The organism is Bifidobacterium scardovii JCM 12489 = DSM 13734 (assembly GCF_001042635.1).
In the GTDB taxonomy this organism is placed as follows: Bacteria; Actinomycetota; Actinomycetes; order Actinomycetales; family Bifidobacteriaceae; genus Bifidobacterium; species Bifidobacterium scardovii.
Genome location: NZ_AP012331.1, coordinates 1,860,213 through 1,876,916 on the forward strand (window position 1 = coordinate 1,860,213; position 16,704 = coordinate 1,876,916).

A 16,704-nucleotide genomic window follows, 5' to 3' on the forward strand; every position below is an offset into this window, starting at 1 on the left:
CGCGGCCCTATGGTTCATCAGAGCGCATCCCGGCTAAGAGTGCGCTAAGAAACGCTGGAATTGCAAGCATCCGTCATATGGGTAACGTTATGCGATATGCACTATGTATTCACCGCCACCGGCGTCTCCTGCCAGGTGCCGACCAGCCAGCAGACGCACGAGCTGTTCCGCGACCTGTCGTTCGAGCTCGATGCCGGGCAGATCGTCGACCTGATCGGGCCCTCCGGCGCCGGCAAAAGCAGCCTGCTGACCGCATTCGCGCGCCTCAATCCGTATGCGCGGGCGCACATGACGCTGCAGGGGCGCGATCAGGGCGAATTCACGCTCCAGCAGTGGCGCCGCGAGGTGGCGTATCTGCCGCAGAAGCCGATCCTGCCGGGCGATACCGTCGCCGACGCGATCCGGCTGCCGTGGACGCTGGCGATCCGCAGCGACGAAAGCGTAGGATCGCCCGCCGCGGCGGGTGCCGGCGCGATCCCGACGCCCGGCAAGTCAAGCGCGATTCGCCGCAGCTGGTTCCGCAGTTCCGCCGGTCAGGCCAAGCGCCTGCTGCCGGACGAGCGCATCCGGGCGACGCTGGACGCGATGGGTTGCGAGGACATCGATCTGGACCGCCCGCCGCACGATCTGTCCGGAGGCCAGGCAGCCCGCGTCAGTCTGGCGCGCACCCTGCTGACCGGCCCGACGGTGCTGCTCGCCGACGAGGTGGATGCCGGCCTGGACGACGAGAACGCGGAGAAGGTCGCCGACATCATGGCCGCCGCCGCGGGGCGCGGCATGGCCATCGTGCGCATCCGCCACCGCCCGCCGGACGGCCGTGCCACGCGCACGGTCAAACTGGAGTACGGGCTGCTGAGCGAGGCGCCGCATACGGCCGGCGCGCAGGATGCGGACGGTGCGGCTCGCAGCGACACATCACAGGACATGTCGCAGGAAGGGGGCCTCGCATGAGCGGCGGCTATTCGATCGATGTCTGGGGTCTGCTCGTCGCGCTGGCGATGGTGGCCGTGGCCGCCGCCATCAGCGAGCTGATGCATCTGGGCGTCGGCAAGACGCTGATGTGGTCGGCATGCCGCGCGCTGCTGCAGCTGTGCGCGATGGGCTTCATCATCGGCTTCGTGATCAAGGCGAACAACGTGTGGCTGGTGTTCGCGCTGATGGCCGTGATGCTGCTCGCGGCCGTGCAGATCACGCTGTCGCGCGCCAAGGGCATCCCGAAGGGACTGGCCGGGCCGGTGCTGCTGAGCCTGGTCATCACGATGCTGCTCATGATCGCGCTGGTGACCGAGCTGGTTGTGCGACCGCACCCGTGGTATGCGCCGCAGCTGGTCGTGCCGCTGACCGGTATGCTGCTGGGCAACACGGTCACCGCGCTGGCGGTCGGGCTGAGCCGTTTCTACGAGAGCATGAACGAGCGCCGCGACGAGGTCGATACGCTGCTCGCGCTCGGCGCGACCCCGTGGGAGGCGGCCCGTCCCTCGATCGTCTCGTCGATCCGTTTGGGCCTGCTGCCGACCACCGCGTCGCTGGCGTCCAGCGGCATCGTGACGATCCCCGGTATGATGGCCGGCCAGGTGATCGCCGGCGGCGACCCGATCAACGCGGGCAAATACCAGTTCGTGGTGTTCGGCGCGATCGCCGCGCTGACGCTGGTCGCCGACAGCCTGATCATGTCGATGGTCTACAAGACCTGCTTCACGGCCGACGACCAGTACAAGCCGCCCGAGGAGCGGTAGGGCACGACTGCCGCGGCGGCCACAGTCCGACCGACGGCCGGCAGAACGCCGATGACGAAGATCATCCGCGTTCTGCCGGTCGCGTCACGCCGGCCGCGTTTTGCTAGGCCGTTCCTGGCGAGAGATCCCTGCCACCCGGTAGATGGCATCTCTCGCCGAGGAACGCTCCCCGAGAGAAACCTGCCATGCTATGGCGAATGCGCCACACTAAGCACCCTTCCCGCAAGAGGTTCCCGCCACCCGGTGGATGACGTCTCCCACCCAGAAACTTTCCGCGGGGAGAAACCTGCCACCCATCAGCTACCACATCTCGTCCAGCACCATCTCCATGAGCGGTTCCCACCGGTAAGTGGCAGCGCCGGCACGCCCCTGCTCCCGAGCGGGAGAAATCCGCCACCCATCAGAAGCTGTATCTTCCCCAGTAGCTTCTTAGCGAGAGGTTTTCGCCAGTCAGTGGACGGCAGATCACACTAGGAGGATCTCCCCGAGAGATACCCGCCGCATCTCGGCAGGAACCGCTCACGGAGTGATGCCTTATCGAGAGGTACCTTGCCACAGGATGGCGGCGCAAGCATGGTCATGGCGCCAAGCGAGAGAATGCAGCCTCTCCGTGGATACTGCATCTCGCTAGGCGACGTCCCGGCAAGAGATTTCCGCCACAGGATGGCGGTATCGGCACGATTGCGTCTTCTGGCAAGAGGTTCGGCGTTGTTGAATCAGAATTGACATGCTACCGCCTGCGGGTGCTGGCTCTCGAAGCGAGCCCGAACGTGGGGCATATGGCATCGCCAGCACCGCCCCCCAGCCGGCTTCGCCGCCTGCCCCCGCCAGCGGGGGCAGCATATGCCAACAACCGGTTTAACGGAGCCACAGGTTTCCGCCACTCTATGGCTGTTATATCCCGCCCGGCAGTTCCTATATGCGAATACGCAAACGGCTCCGGCAACCGTATGCAGGTTGCCGGAGCCGTTTCGATACCGAACCAGCCGTTTCGAGCAGCCAGCCCAGACGACCGATTCAACCAGCTGGTTCATCCAGCCGAACCAGCCAGCCGGTTCAACCGGCCGCAATCAGTCAGACGAACCAACCATCACAACGCGCCGGACCGCGGCTCAGCGCCGCCCGGAATGGCGGTTCGGCATGCGGAACGGTGCGCTCTTGGTCTTGGAATGGCGGCGATGCGGGCCTTCCGTATTGCCGTAACGCGCGATCATGCGGCGATCGTGGCGTTTGGCGTCCTCGGAACGCTCATCGCGCACGATGCGGTTCTCATCCTTGCGGTGAATGCGCTTGCCGCCACCTTCGCCGCCCCGCTTCGCCCCGCGCAAGGACGGGGCCGACGACCGCTTGCGCCCATCGTAGGACCGTTCGGCACGGGACCGGTCCTTATGCGAGAAGTCGCGCTTCGTGCGGAGGGAATCGGATCCGCCGCGGGAATCCGAAGTCATCTCGTCACGGGTTTCTGGCACGTCGGAGCGGCCCGTCGTCTCGCGCTTGCGCGCCGGGCGTTCCGAACGGTCGAAACGCCCTCCCCTCCCACGGCGATCACCGCGATCACCGCGATCGGCGCGGCTATCCCGCTCGGCACGCTTAGAATCACGCTCAGCGGCACGCTTCGACCATGCCTCGTCCTGCTCGAAGCGCAGATCGCGCCGCTCGGCATCGCGGTCGTGCAGCCCGGCCCGGCGGTCGGCACGATTGGCCGGCGCCCGATCGGCCGTCGTAGCCGGCGCGGCCTCCATGCGATCGGCGTCGCCGCGGCCGCGGTCGGCGCCATCACGACGCCCGGCCGGCCGACCGGCCCCGGCCCCGGTGCCGCGGTTGCGCCGGCGCTTGCGGCCGCGTCCCTCGCCATCGTCGGAGGACGCGCCGCCACGGCGCTGGCGACCGGCCGGCTGGGACTGCTCGAGGCTCCATCCGTCCACGCGCTCGGCGCGCTCCCCCACCAATTCGAGCACTTCGGGCGAATCGTGGGTGACCTCGATCGGCTTCACCTTGATGCCGGCGATCTTGAGCATGCGGCGCGCCTCGCGGCGCTGCTCGGGCAGCACGAGCGTGACCACGTCGCCCTCGCGGCCGGCGCGCGCGGTGCGGCCGGAGCGGTGCAGGAAGGACTTCGGGTCCTCCGGCGGCTCGACCTGCACGACGAGTTCGACGCCACTGACGTCGATGCCTCGCGCGGCCACATCGGTGGCGACCATGACGCGCACGTCGCCCGACTCGAAGGCCGCGAGATTGCGGTCGCGCTGGTTCTGGTTGAGGTTGCCGTGCAGTTCGGCGGCCGGGATGCCGTTTTGCGTGAGGTTCTTGGCCAGCTTCTTGGCCTGGAACTTGGTGCGCGTGAACAGGATGCGCCGGCCCTCGCCCGAGGCGAGCGTGCGCACGAGCTCATGCTTGTCGGCGCGCGTGGTCTCGAAGACGTGGTGGGTCATCAGGTCGGGTTCGGCGGTGGCCGAGTCGACGCTGTGCACCTTCGGATCGTGCAGGAACTCGTTGACCACCTCGTCGACGCCGTGGTCGAGCGTGGCGGAGAACAGCATGTGCTGCGCGTCCGGCGCGATCTGCGCGAGCAGGCGCTTGACCGGCGGCAGGAAGCCCATGTCGGCCATCTCGTCGGCCTCGTCGATGACGACGACCTCGACGGATTCGAGGGTGAGCAGCCCCTGGCGCAGCAAATCCTCAAGACGGCCCGGGCAGGCCACCATGATGTCGGCGCCCGAACGCAGGTCGCGCACCTGACGCTTCTGGTTGACGCCGCCGTAGATCGTGGTGGTGGTCATGCCGTACATCTGCGCGAGCGGCATGAGCACGTCGTTGATCTGGTTGGCGAGCTCGCGCGTCGGGGCGAGCACCAGACCGCGCGGATGCGGCAGGAAATCGGACTCCAGGCGCTCCTCGAGACGCTCCTGCCTGCGGCGCTTGATCTCGCGGCGGAATGCGCTCATCGTGGATTCGTCGTCGAAGGAATCGTAGTCGCCGAGCCGGGCGACCAGCGGGATCGAAAAGGCGAGCGTCTTGCCGGAACCGGTGCGGCCCCGGCCCAGAATATCGCGGCCGGCAAGGGAATCGGGCAGGGTGTCGGCCTGAATCGGGAATGCGGTCTTCTTGTCATCGGCCGCGAGCACGCGTACCAGCGGTCCGGGTACGCCAAGTTCTCCAAAGGCAAGCGGGCGGGCTTCGTCCTGACCATCCGTCAGGGAATCATCAAAATCAGTGTCGTTACGGGGCACAGTGGCCTTTCATGTCAATCAGGATGCGCGAACTGCGCAAACCATCTGACTGTAGCCCAAGGCCGCTACTTTCCCGCATGCCGGGCCGGGGGCGCCGCGCGGCGCACTCCCGCCCCGACGCATGCGGGGAAAAGACGCCGCGCGTCGCTACCGGCCTACCGGTAGTTGCGCTCGATGAGGATATCGGAGACCGTGAGGTTCGCCTCGCTGAGCAGATTGAACAGGATCACCCCGGCGAGTTCGTCCGGGCTCATGAACGAATGCTGCTTGTCGAGCGACACATAGTCGTGGCTCTCGCGGTAGAAATCGGTGTCGATGCCGCCCGGGTACACGCCGACGACCTTGACGCTCGACCCCTTGTACGCGGCCTTGAGGCTCTGCGTGTAGCCCTTCTCGCCCCACTTGGTCGCGCAGTACACCGATTCGTTGGCGTTGCCGCGCGTGGCGGCGGTGCTCATCACGTTCGCGATCTTGAGATCGCGTTCGCCGTCGGCCTTCAGCGTCTCGACCGACCACAGGATCATGCCCTTGAGACCCTTGAGACATTTGTCGACGTCGGCCGCCTCGTAGCCGGTCGGCGTCTTGAACGACGGCTGGCCGGCATTGTTGATGAGCAGGTCGATGTGGCCGATCGCCGCGATCTCGGCGACGGACCGCTTGACGAAGGCCTCGTCGGACACGTCGCCGACGAATCCGCGGTAGGCCTCGGCCGGGAACCGCCGGGCGAGTTCCGCCTGCCGTTCGGCGTTGAAGTCGATGCCGGTCACGAACCAGCCGCGCTCGATGAGCTGCCGGGCGAGCTCGTATCCCAGTCCCAGCGCGCTGCCGGTCACGATCGCGATGCGCCTGCCCTGTGCCGTCCGTTCGCCCATATCAGTCTCCCTGCCGTGTCGCCGGATGCGCCCGATGCGCACCCGCATTCGGTGCCATCATAGCGCACCGCGCATCGAACCGGTTAGATTTGCGATGCGCGGACGACGGCCACCGCCGATCGCCCGTCAACGAACCGCCGAACGCCGAGTCATACCCCCGGTCACGCTCCGGCTCACGCCTCGGTGCGACCGCCCGACTGGTTGATGCGCCGGATGACCCGCGCCGGATTGCCGGCGACGACGCAGTCGGGCGGCACATCCCTGGTGACGACGCTGCCCGCGCCGACCACCGAACCGTCGCCGATCGTGATGCCGGGCAGCACGATCACGCCGCCGAGCCAGCAGCGATCGCCGATCGAGATCGGCTTGGCGTACGTGTTCCAGCGGTAGCGGCCGCTGCCGGGATCCCAGCCGTCGACCAGCCGATCTGCGGCCTCGACCGGATGCGTCGAGGTGTAGAGCTGCACGTTCGACGAGATCATCGTGTCGTCGCCGACCGTGATCGTGTTGCAGTCCACGAAAGTGCAGTTCATGTTGACGGTCACGTTGGTGCCGAGGTGGATGTTGCGCCCGTAATCGCAGATGAACGGCAAACCGACCGACACGTTCGACCCGATCGAGCCGAGCAGCCGTTCGAGGATCTCACGCTTCTCATCCTTCTGGTCGTAGGCGAGCGCGTTGTACCGCGCCAGCAGCGCGCGGGCGGTGTTCTTGAATTCGAGGAACACCCCGTCGTGGCAGTCGTAGATCTCCCCCGCCATGCATTTGTCGAGTTCACTGCGCCGTTCCATACGCTCTCCTTATCATCCAATCGCCGTTCCACCGCCGCCCGGGCGGGCGCCCTGCCGCTCCACCCGGCCGCCGGCGCGCCACGAACGCCAGCCCGTCACGCCAGCTTCGGATACCACTGCGCGAACCATTGGTCCGCCCGGTCGCCGTCGAGCCGAGCCTGCATCCACCGGCGGCATGCCGCCAGATACCGGTCCAGCAGCCGACCCAGCAGTGCATCGCAGATATGTAGAAAACGTCCAATCATCGACACCACCCCTTCGGATATGGCATATGGATACCGTTACGAGCATCGCGTTCTTTCTGCGTTTTCAGTGTATGTCCTCGACGTTCGCGTACACGCTCCGCGATCGCGATACTGCATCCGATACTATGAGAATCGTGCAGTTTCTTGATCATTCATCGCAGGACGGCGGCACGGGCGCGCAACGGGCCGGCGCCGCCCCGGCCACCGGCCCGTCCCGACACTTGGCTGCGCGCGGCTCCGGCGCCACGCCGCGCCGCACGTCGACGGTGCTGTCCGACCTGTCGGAGCGGATCCACTACAACATCCCCGAGCTGCCGATCTATGCACGACTCGATCCGCTGTCCTCGTTCCCCGACCACCGCTGCCCCTGCCACTGGCACCGCGATCTGGAATTCCTGCATGTCGCCAGCGGGCGGATGCACTATTTCGTCAACGGCACCGTGACGGTGCTGCACGCCGGCGAAGGCATCGCCGTCAACTCCAGCCGGCTGCATTACGGATTCTCCCCCGACCTGGGCAACGCGTGGTTCGCATGCGCGGTGATCAGCCCAGCCCTTTTCGAGCACGCCACCACGGGGACCGCGGCCTTGTGCTCCCGCGCGTTCGGCCAGGATATGGATGATTTCCTGACGCTCTCGCCCGATGTGCCGTGGCAGCGTGACATGCTCGCCGGCGTGGACCGGGTCGTCGAGAGCATGGCGCGGGCCGAGGCCAGCGAGGCCGATACGGCCGAGGGGACCGCCACGGCCGGCGGGCGCGCCGATTCCGCGCCCCACGGCGCCGGCCTCTCCGCCGGTACGACCGGTCGGGGATCCGGCGCACTGCCGGTGTTGTCCGAGGCGATGGCGCTGTGCGCGATGGCGATTGACCGGTTTCGGCCGGCCGCCCGGCCCGGCGACGGGACCGGCGCCGCGACGGCGAACGGCGATGCGGCCGAGCGCCGCAGCCGCATCACCGTGCTCGCGATGACCGGCCTGATCCAGCGGCGGTTCCACGAGCCGCTCGGACTGGACGACATCGCCGCCGCCGGCAACGTCAGCCGCAGCCAATGTTGCATGCTGTTCAGGCGCTATGTCGGCCGCACGCCGAACGAGTATCTGACCGAGCGCCGGCTCGAGGAGGCGAAGCGCCTGCTTGCCGATACCGCCGGCTCCGTGGCGGAGATCGCACGCGTCTGCGGATTCTCGTCATCGAGTTATTTCATCAGCGTGTTCCGCCGGCGGTTCGGGGAGACGCCACGCGCCTACCGCGCCCAGCCGCCCGGCATCGGAGCCTCCGGCATATCCGCAGGGGCATCCCTCGCGGTCTAAGCGAAAACCCCATCATCCATCGTCTCGTCACGGCAGAAAACGCTCCGGCAAGCCGCCGACGTACTGTACGGCAAGTGTGTTTTGTCCGCATCACAAGTGCAGATAACTCGCAAATACCGATCTGAGGGGCAGAATGGCGGCCTTGCCGGCCTCTTTCGGCGATCTGAGGGGCGATCGCAACGCGAACACGGGATGCCGTCAGGCCTTTTCCGGGCGAGATGGTTGAAATTGAGCTCTGGGTGTTCCATTGGCTCACCCCTCAGATCGCCGAAAGAGGCCGGCAAGGCCGCCATTCTGCCCCTCACATTGGAAATTCATCATGCCCGTCGACGGACGCATCACCGCGGGGCACCGATCCCCGCACATTCGGCCCGCAACCGGCACCGTCGGGAAAGGCGTCTGCATCGAAAAACGGCTCTCCTCATACGAGGAGAGCCGTTCTCGATTCACAGGATGTCTGGATCGTCTTTTTCGATCGTGCCGGTGGCCTTGCCGATGGCCTTGAGGCCGTGGTAGGCGACGAGGATCACGATGGTGCCGATGGCGATGCCGTTGAAGGAGATGCCACCGATGGTGAACGCGAACTGTCCGATCGCGATGATCATCGTGATGGCGGCGACCATGATGTTGAGCGGCTTGTCGAAGTTGACCTTGTTCTCCACCCAGATGCGGATGCCGATCATGCCGATCATGCCGTACAGCAGCGTGGTCACGCCGCCGAGCACGCCGGCCGGGATCGTGTTGATGATCGCGCCGAACTTCGGGCACAGGCTCAGCAGCAGTGCGAATCCGGCGGCGCACCAGTAGGCCGCGGTCGAATACACCTTGGTGGCGGCCATCACGCCGATGTTCTCGCCGTAGGTGGTGGTGCCGGAACCGCCGCCGAAGCCGGCGATCGCGGTGCCGATGCCATCCGCCATGAGCGCGGTGCCGATCTGGTCGTCGTAGTTGCGCCCGGTCATCTGGGCCACGGACTTGACGTGGCCGACGTTCTCGGCGACGAGCACCAGCACGACGGGGATGAACATCGGCAGGATCGAGAAGTCGGCCTGCGGCAGATGGAAGTCCGGGAAGCCGATCCACGCGGCCTTGCCGATCTCGGAGAAATCGACCTGACCGGGGCGGAAGCACGCGTACGCGTAGCCGATGATCACGCCGATGAGGATGTTGAGCCGGCCGAGCAGGCCGCGGAACAGCACAGCCACGAGCAGCACGGCCAGCAGCGTGACCAGTGCGGTGTCGGGCGCGGCCTTGAAGTTGGTCCACACGCTCGGCGCGAGGTTGAAGCCGATAATCGCGACGATGGCGCCATTGACGACCGGCGGCATGATGATGTCGATCCACTTCGATCCCGCGTAGTGCACGAGCACGCCGACGAGCGCGAGCAGCAGGCCGGTGACCAGGATGCCGAAGCTGGCGACCGGAAGGCCCTTGTGCGCGGCGGTCACGGCGGTGATCGGGGCGATGAAGCCGAATGACGAGCCGAGGTAGCTCGGCAGCATATTCTTGTTGATCAGCAGGAACAGCGCGGTCGACATCGCGGTGAAGAACAGCGTGGTCGAGGGGTCGAAGCCGGTGAGGATCGGCACGAGGAAGGTCGCGCCGAACATGGCGATCACATGCTGCGCGCCGATGCCCGCGGTGCGGGTCCAGGTCAGGCGCTCGTCGGGTTCGACGACCTCGCCCGGGCGCAGCGTCTTGCCGTCGCCGTGCAGTTTCCAGGTGAACAGGTTGGACATGGCTGTCTCCTTAACTCTCCCGCGCGGGTCCTTGACATGGCCCCGCGCATCGTGAGTCATTGTATCCCGTCCACCGTCCCTTCACGTTTCGCCGCGCGGGGCGCCGGCATTCGCCGGCGACGGCGGGTCACAGATGCGGATCGACCGCGTGCACCACGTCGACGAGGTCGCCGTTGGACAGCAGCGGGCGCTTGAACTCGCGCCAATCCTCGACCTGCACATCCCAGTGGCCGTCCGATTCGTTGATCACCGGGCGCGCGGTCTGCTCCCAGCGGAACCGCTTGTAGGTGCGGCCGGTGGCCGGATCGCGGCGCGAGTAATGCAGGCAGGTGCAGTTCGTGATCGTCCATTCGGGCGAGTCGGCGCGCCGCATGAACTCCTCGTCGGACAGGTCCTCCAGCGTGAGCATGAGCGCGAGCATGAGATCGCCGTGGCTGACCATCACCACGGATTCCGCGTCGGACTTGCGGTTGAGCGACGTGAGCAGGTTGTGCACGCGGTCCTCGGCCACGTCGGCGATCGATTCGCCTGCCGGCGGGCGCCAGTACAGCGGATCCGTGTGCTTGAACATCCAGTTGCGCCCGTAGTTGGTGCGGAACTCCTCCTGCGTGATCGTGTTGATCTCGCCCCAGGAGCGCTCGCGCAGCACGCGCGTCTCCTCCCACTTGGCCTTCGGCAGCGCCATCGTGGCTGCGGTCTCGCGGGTGCGCACGTAGGGCGAGACCAGATAGCGGTCGAACAGCTGCTGCTGGGAGACCAGCCAGCGGCCGATGCAGTCGGCCTGCTTGCGGCCGGTCGCAGTCAGTCGCCACGAGCGGTCGGGCACGGTGACGTTGTCCTGCGTGTACAGCGAGTTGTCTCCCTGCTCGCCCGCGCTGATGATCACGTTCGCCTCCGACTCGCCGTGTCGGATCACATACAAATCAAGCGGCATACCCATTGCCGTATCCTCGTTTCAATTCCTGCGACGGCCTGGCCCGGCCCCGCCCGCATGCCCTCGCATGCCCCTGCATGGTGCCGCCGATGCGGCGGATCCATCCGCCGCGGTGACGCCGCCGTATTTTTCATATCCTCTAAATTATGTCGCCGTCATGTGCCGACGACGTAGTGTCGTGTTTTACGGTAGCGCATGCCGACGCGATGGGTGAGGCATGTCACGCTCTGGGAGAAAGAATTCACCCGACGTGCACCCGATCGTCACCGATTCGAGGCGGGCGCTGAGCCGAAACGGGCGCCGTCATCCCGGAAACGCGACGGGACCGTGCCGGGGGCCGCGGCGACATCCGGGAACGCCATCCGGGAGCGGTTCAGCCGCGCAGGACGCCGATGATGGCGTCGGCAAGCGCGCGCTGGTCGTGGGTGAGCCCCGAGCGCGGGGTGAGCGCGTAGAACCGGCGGACGAATTCCTCTCCCGGGTCCCGCGTCGGCACGCCGGCCGGCACGGTGTCGGCCGATACCAGCGACTGGCCGAATCCCGCGGCGATCGCGGCGACGATGGCCGCGTTGTTGCCGACCTCGATGGCGTCGGCCGGGCTCACACCGGCGGTCTTGAAATACAGGTCCGTGTAGTAGCGCACGCCGGAGCCGTGCTCGCGCATCATCCAGACCCCGTCCGGGTCGCCGGCCAGCACCAGGCGGTCTTCGCGCAGGGTGACGCGGTCGACCGAATCGTTGACGATGGGCTTTTCCACCACGCCGAGATGCGCCGCCTTCATGCCGACCTGCTCGAGGATCGCGTCGGAGTTGAGCATATGCACGGCGAGGTCGAAATGATGGAGTTCGCCGGACGCGCGGCGCAGCGCCTCGGGCAGCAGCACGGTCGCGGTCGTGTGCGAGAAGAGCATGGAGAACGGCTCGCGGCTTTCGCGCATGCGGGCGATGCGCTCCTGGGCGTCGCGCCAGGTGCCGTCGATGCCGATGGCCACTTGGTAGAGCAGGCGGCCGGCTTCGGTCGGCGTCACGTCGCTTTTCGCGTTGCGCTCGAACAGCGGCGCGCCGACCATCCGCTCGAGCTGCGCGATGCGCGACGACACCGTGGACTGCGAGACCTTGAGCTCGTCGGCGGCCATGGTGAACTGCCCGATCTCGTAGACCGCGACCAGCGTTTCAAGCAGAGGGAACATGGACCCACTTTAGCGCGGAACCGCCTCCCCCAACACGCCACGCCGACTTACGGCCGTTTCGCGCACGCATAACGACCGTAAGTCAGCAATGCCACGCCGACCCTGCTGGCTTACGGTCCTCCCGGCCGAGCAGGCCGACCGTATGCCGTCAACAACAATGCCGCCCCGCTGGCTTGCAGCCGTTTCGGATATCGGAAACGGCTGCAAGCCAGCGGGGCGGAGATCGGTCGGCGCGCACGCAGAACGCGCGCGCACGAGAGCATAAGAATCTGCGATCAGAAGAACAGCACCGCGACGCCGGCGGCGAAGCACATGAGCAGGATCGAGGTGATGAAGCTGGCGAGCATCGGCTTCTTGCCCTTGGAGGCGATGGCCTTGAAGTTCACGTTGATGCCGAGCGCGGCCATGGCCATGCCGAGCACGATGTACGCGAAATCCACGAGCTGCGGGGTGATGGATGCGATGAACGGCACGAAGGTGCCGATGATCGAAGCGCCGATGAAGCCGAGCATGAACCACGGGAAGGCCACGGTCTTCTTGCCGGTGTTCTGGACCTCGGAGTGCCTCTTCTCCCACCAGATGGCGATGATGATGGCCGCGAACACGAGCATGAGCACGCGCGAGAGCTTCATGATGGTGGCGATGTCGACCGCGCCGAACGCGTCGCCGGCCGCGACCGCGTGGGCGATCTCGTGCAGGGAGGCGCCGGCGGTGACGCCGAGCTGGGTCTTGGTCAGGCCGAGCAGCGGGCCGATCGCGATTTCGATCAGCGCGAACACGGTGCCCATGATCGCGACGATGGCCACGGCCATGGTCACGTCGTTGTCCTTCTCGTCCTGCTTGTCCTCGGGCACCTTGATGGAGCCGGCCAGGCCCATGACGGCGGCCGCGCCGCAGATGCCGGTGCCGCCGGCGGTCAGGATGGCGAGCATCGGATCGACGCCGAGCTTGCGGGCGATGGCGTAGCACACGATGATGGTCAGGGTGACGACCACAGCGGCGATCGGCAGGCACTTGATGCCCTGTGTGAACAGCACGGCGAGGTTGAGCTTGAAGCCGAGCAGGATGATGCCCAAACGCAGCAGCTTGTTGGAGATCAGGCCAGCGGCGTCCTTGACGCCCGCCTTGCGGCCGTCGTTGGAGCCCCCGTAGGCGCCGCGGATCGGGAACTGGATGATCATGCCGATGAGCAGCGCGATGATGAGCGCGCCGAACAGGCTGAATCCGGGGAACTGCTTGAGCCAGGAGGCGATCAGCGAGGCCAGCAGGGTCAGGACGCCAATGAACAGCATGTCGATGGTGGCAATGCGCTTCCACCATTTTGTACAGAACTCTCTCATGATGCACCATTCAACCGTGTCGCATGCCATCGGTCAAATCACTGACAGTGATATATGCCATCGATAATATCGATGGCATGGTTAGGGCGGCACCGTCCATCCGCCGGCTATTTCACCTGGGTGATCTCGTTGCCTTTGACCATGAACGCGGTGCTCGCGATGTCGATCATCGGCTGGTCGAATCGGCTGTCGGTATAGAATTCGTCGACCACGGCGTCCTCGCCGAACAGCTCGCGGAACCGTTTCGGCTTGTTCGTGTTGAAGTTGAGGTAGGTCACGGCCAGGGTCCGCGGGTCGATCTCGGAGGCGACCAGATGATGCAGGCCGAGCCTGCGGCACGCCTCCCCCACGGTCACGTCGAAGGACGCGGTCAGGATCACGTCGTCGGCGCGCGGCTCGTACCAGGGCTTGATCCTGCGCATATTCCGGTCCCAGAACGCGTTGACCAGGGCGCGCAGACCGCCGGTCGGCGACGCGAGGGCCGACGCCGACGCGTCGGACGCCAGCACCGGGCTGATGTGCCCCGCATCGGCGGCGGACGACAGCGCGCCGACGCGCAGATCGTCCATGTTGCGCGACTCGGCCAGATCGCGCAGATACTTGCGCGCCACGTCGCCCACGCCGCGTTCCATCTGCTCGAGCGTGCCCCGGCCCAGCTTGTACTTGATCGCATAGCGCAGCACCGGCGCGATGTGGCGGAACACCTTCGGATCGTATCTGGCGCTGAACAGATACAGGTCGAACAGGCTTTCGCCGTCGTAGATCGTGCCGTCGAAATCGAATACCCTCATGCCTCTCCTTTATGAAGGCCATGCTATCCGATGCGGCGGGGCGAGTCACCGCCATCCCGCGAATCGTCGGCGACCGTTCGCCCGGCGTTCACCCGGGCGACACCCGGCGTGCGGATGCCCACGGCGACGGCGGAGGCTACTGCGCCCCGCCCGGCCCGTTCTCCAGCCGCTCGTGCATGTACTCCCGCCAGCCATGGCCTGCGGCGCGCCATTCCTCGCGCATCTCGCGGAAATCGCCGGCCGCCCCGCCAAGCGCCCCGCCGACCGAACGCCGCAGCAGGGCGAGCAGCGAACGCGTGGATTCGGGCACCTCGGTGCCGTCGTCGTCCACGTCGCGACTCAGCCCTTCGATGCGCCGGCGCAGCCGGTCGGCGTCCTCGGGGTCGATATGGAGCTGGGCGTTGAGCGACTGGCGGATCGCCTCGTAGTCCAGGTTCGCGAAGAAGGTGAGCTGCTGGAGCCGCATGAACTGCTTCAATTCCGGGTACCGCGCGACGATGTACGCCTCGCGGTCGTCGGCCGCCTTCATCCAATCGGCGGTCAGCCGCACGGCCGAACCGCCGGTGATCGAGCCGCGGCGCAGCCGGTAGTGGTACAGCACCTCGGGGATGCGCACCACGCGGCGAGACTCGCCGATCACGTTGCAGATGCGCGCCAGATCCTCGATCTTGCGCCCGCGCGGGAAGGCGAAACCGTGGTCCCTGTAGATCGGAGCCGCGGCGAGGAACGACCAGAAGTAGCCGTCGATCTGCGATCTGACCTGCGCCTTGATCGCATCGACCGGGGTCATCACCATGACCTCGTCGAAATCGTTGTGCCGGTATGCCGACACGAGCGGCGCGTCGTTCTCGGAGATCGTGTCGAACTGGAACATGACCAGATCCGCGTCGTGCTCGTCCGCCGCCGCGAGCGCGTGCTCCACCAGATCCGTCTCGGCCACGTCGTCGGAGTCGATGAAGTAGATGTAGTCCCCCGTAGCCCGGGCCAGTCCCGCATTGCGTGCGTCGGACAGGCCGCCGTTGGGTTTGTGGATGACGCTGATGCGTGGATCCTTCGCCGCCCATGCGTCGCACATGGCCGGACAGCGGTCGGGCGAGCCGTCATCGACGAGCAGGATCTCCAGATTGCGGTGGGTCTGCCCGACCACGCTTTCGACGCACTCGTCCAGATAGTCCTCCACCCCGTACACCGGTACGATCACCGATACCAGCGCGTCCTTCGCCCGTGTCACCATCGCATGCTCCGTTTCCCGTCGGAATGACGCTTTCAATGTAGCAGCATCCCACGCAAGACGGCTGGATCAGCCTCCATGGGCGGCGGCACAGGCAAGGCCGTTCAGCCGATGTGCACCGGCGTGCCCTCGGGCAGCTGGCCGTACAGCCACTGCGCGTCGGCGACGGTCAGGCGCACGCACCCGTGCGAGGCCGGCCGGCCAAGCTTGAGCGCCTCCTTCTCGATGTAGTCGCCCATGTTCTCGTAGGTCGGCACCGAATGGAACAGATAGGTCGTGCCGAGGAACGCGACCCAGTAGTCCGCGCCCATGCCCTCGGTCGGATTGTAGAAATGGTCGCCGCGCGCGCCGATCACGAAATCGCCGGTCGGGGTCGTGCCGTCCATGCCGGTGCTGGCGATCATCGTGTATACGGTTCGCCCGCCGGAGAGGACCGCGACCCGCTGGTCGGCGATGCTCACCGTGACGCTCAGGTCGTCCAGCGTCGACAGATCGGGCTGCGTGCCGCCCGACGGCGAGCGCCAGTCGACGGCCGCGGCCTGCGCGTTCTGTCCGCCGTTTCCGGGATCCGCAGAGCCCTGGCCGCCAGCATCCCCCGAACCGTCCTGTGCGGCCTTCTTATCCGCCGCCTGCCGATCCGAGTCGTCCGAGGCGCGCCGCGACGGGGATGCCCCGCCGGTCCCGTCGGCCCCGCCGGACCGGCTCGTCCGCGAAGCGGGGAACGATGCGCTCGACGCGGACTGCGACCCCTCGCCGGAACGCCCCTGCAGCCTGGCGATGGCGTCCAACGCCGTCACGGTCTGCACGCACAGCATCGTCACGCTGAGCACGACGGCGACGATCGCCGCCACCAGCACCGTGATGCGGCGGCGCCGGTACACCAGCTGCATATCCGATCCGCTATGGCCTTCCGTCGACATTGCCGGCACCCACTCCCCGCTTCGTCCGCTTCCTTACTTCAGCGAGTCTACAAGACCCGAGACGAAGTCCGAGACGGTGTGGGCGAAATCCGAAGCGCGGTCGGTCAGTTCCGATACGGTTCCGGAATCCGCCTGCTGCTCCAACCGGTCGAAGGCCTGCGCCAGCAGCATGTTGCCGGGCATGGTGGTCAGCAGGAACACCAGTATGGCCGCGATGACCGAGGCCACCAGCCCCTTGATGACCCGCATGACGATCTTGAACGCCGCCCATGCCAGAAGGACGCCGACGGCCACCGTCAGCGCCATCTGCGCGGCCGACGGCAGCCCGCCGTACCACAGCACGATCTGATCGACGGCCCGCTGTATGGATTCCATG

The 16,704-nt window shown here is 66.5% G+C and carries 15 protein-coding genes; 3 read left to right on the top strand and 12 right to left on the bottom strand.

Going from position 1 to position 16,704, the window contains the following annotated elements:
* The first annotated feature begins 96 nt into the window (after window positions 1-96).
* A complete protein-coding gene (locus BBSC_RS07810) occupies window positions 97-951 on the top strand; it encodes an ABC transporter ATP-binding protein (RefSeq protein WP_034535546.1) in 855 nt (284 codons plus the stop codon).
* A complete protein-coding gene (locus BBSC_RS07815) occupies window positions 948-1,736 on the top strand; it encodes an ABC transporter permease (RefSeq protein WP_033519987.1) in 789 nt (262 codons plus the stop codon). The genes BBSC_RS07810 and BBSC_RS07815 overlap by 4 nt, the downstream gene beginning before the upstream one ends.
* 1,112 nt (window positions 1,737-2,848) lie before the next feature.
* Here the strand turns inward: BBSC_RS07815 and BBSC_RS07820 are convergent.
* The 4 genes from BBSC_RS07820 to BBSC_RS13980 all read right to left on the bottom strand — a co-directional run bounded on the left by BBSC_RS07820 (window position 2,849) and on the right by BBSC_RS13980 (window position 6,874).
* Window positions 2,849-4,966, bottom strand: coding sequence for a DEAD/DEAH box helicase (locus tag BBSC_RS07820; RefSeq protein WP_046726318.1), 2,118 nt, complete (start codon window positions 4,964-4,966; stop codon window positions 2,849-2,851).
* Window positions 4,967-5,121: 155 nt separating this feature from the next.
* Window positions 5,122-5,838 (bottom strand): SDR family oxidoreductase, encoded by a 717-nt coding sequence (locus BBSC_RS07825; RefSeq protein ID WP_033519787.1) that lies wholly within the window; start codon window positions 5,836-5,838, stop codon window positions 5,122-5,124.
* Between the two features lie 173 nt (window positions 5,839-6,011).
* Complete coding sequence (locus BBSC_RS07830; protein WP_033519786.1) at window positions 6,012-6,629, bottom strand: sugar O-acetyltransferase; 618 nt, start codon at window positions 6,627-6,629, stop codon at window positions 6,012-6,014.
* A 95-nt stretch (window positions 6,630-6,724) separates the two neighbouring features.
* Complete coding sequence (locus tag BBSC_RS13980) at window positions 6,725-6,874, bottom strand: hypothetical protein (protein WP_156102375.1); 150 nt, start codon at window positions 6,872-6,874, stop codon at window positions 6,725-6,727.
* Window positions 6,875-7,008: 134 nt separating this feature from the next.
* Between BBSC_RS13980 and BBSC_RS13985 the strand changes: the two genes are divergently transcribed.
* A complete protein-coding gene (locus BBSC_RS13985; protein WP_231649382.1) occupies window positions 7,009-8,184 on the top strand; it encodes an AraC family transcriptional regulator in 1,176 nt (391 codons plus the stop codon).
* A gap of 446 nt (window positions 8,185-8,630) precedes the next feature.
* On the opposite strand, the gene BBSC_RS07840 is transcribed toward BBSC_RS13985, so the two are convergent.
* The 8 genes from BBSC_RS07840 to BBSC_RS07875 form a co-directional block, all read right to left on the bottom strand.
* Entirely contained in the window at window positions 8,631-9,923 is a 1,293-nt protein-coding gene (locus BBSC_RS07840; protein WP_033519785.1) for a uracil-xanthine permease family protein, read from the bottom strand.
* A 127-nt stretch (window positions 9,924-10,050) separates the two neighbouring features.
* Window positions 10,051-10,863, bottom strand: coding sequence for a histidine phosphatase family protein (locus BBSC_RS07845; protein ID WP_033519784.1), 813 nt, complete (start codon window positions 10,861-10,863; stop codon window positions 10,051-10,053).
* A gap of 367 nt (window positions 10,864-11,230) precedes the next feature.
* The gene (locus tag BBSC_RS07850) at window positions 11,231-12,046 is read right to left on the bottom strand and encodes a LysR family transcriptional regulator (protein WP_033519783.1); all 816 of its coding nucleotides are present in this window, start codon (window positions 12,044-12,046) and stop codon (window positions 11,231-11,233) included.
* A gap of 275 nt (window positions 12,047-12,321) precedes the next feature.
* On the bottom strand, window positions 12,322-13,386 hold the full coding sequence (locus BBSC_RS07855) for a YeiH family protein (RefSeq protein WP_033519790.1): 1,065 nt from the start codon (window positions 13,384-13,386) through the stop codon (window positions 12,322-12,324).
* Between the two features lie 107 nt (window positions 13,387-13,493).
* The gene (locus BBSC_RS07860) at window positions 13,494-14,177 is read right to left on the bottom strand and encodes a haloacid dehalogenase-like hydrolase (RefSeq protein ID WP_033519782.1); all 684 of its coding nucleotides are present in this window, start codon (window positions 14,175-14,177) and stop codon (window positions 13,494-13,496) included.
* A 136-nt stretch (window positions 14,178-14,313) separates the two neighbouring features.
* On the bottom strand, window positions 14,314-15,411 hold the full coding sequence (locus BBSC_RS07865) for a glycosyltransferase family 2 protein (RefSeq protein ID WP_046726319.1): 1,098 nt from the start codon (window positions 15,409-15,411) through the stop codon (window positions 14,314-14,316).
* Between the two features lie 101 nt (window positions 15,412-15,512).
* Window positions 15,513-16,328 carry a L,D-transpeptidase gene (locus BBSC_RS07870; protein WP_033519781.1) on the bottom strand — a complete coding sequence of 272 codons (816 nt, stop codon included), beginning with the start codon at window positions 16,326-16,328 and terminating at the stop codon, window positions 15,513-15,515.
* Between the two features lie 33 nt (window positions 16,329-16,361).
* A complete protein-coding gene (locus BBSC_RS07875; RefSeq protein ID WP_065422528.1) occupies window positions 16,362-16,703 on the bottom strand; it encodes a hypothetical protein in 342 nt (113 codons plus the stop codon).
* Window position 16,704 lies beyond the last annotated feature (1 nt).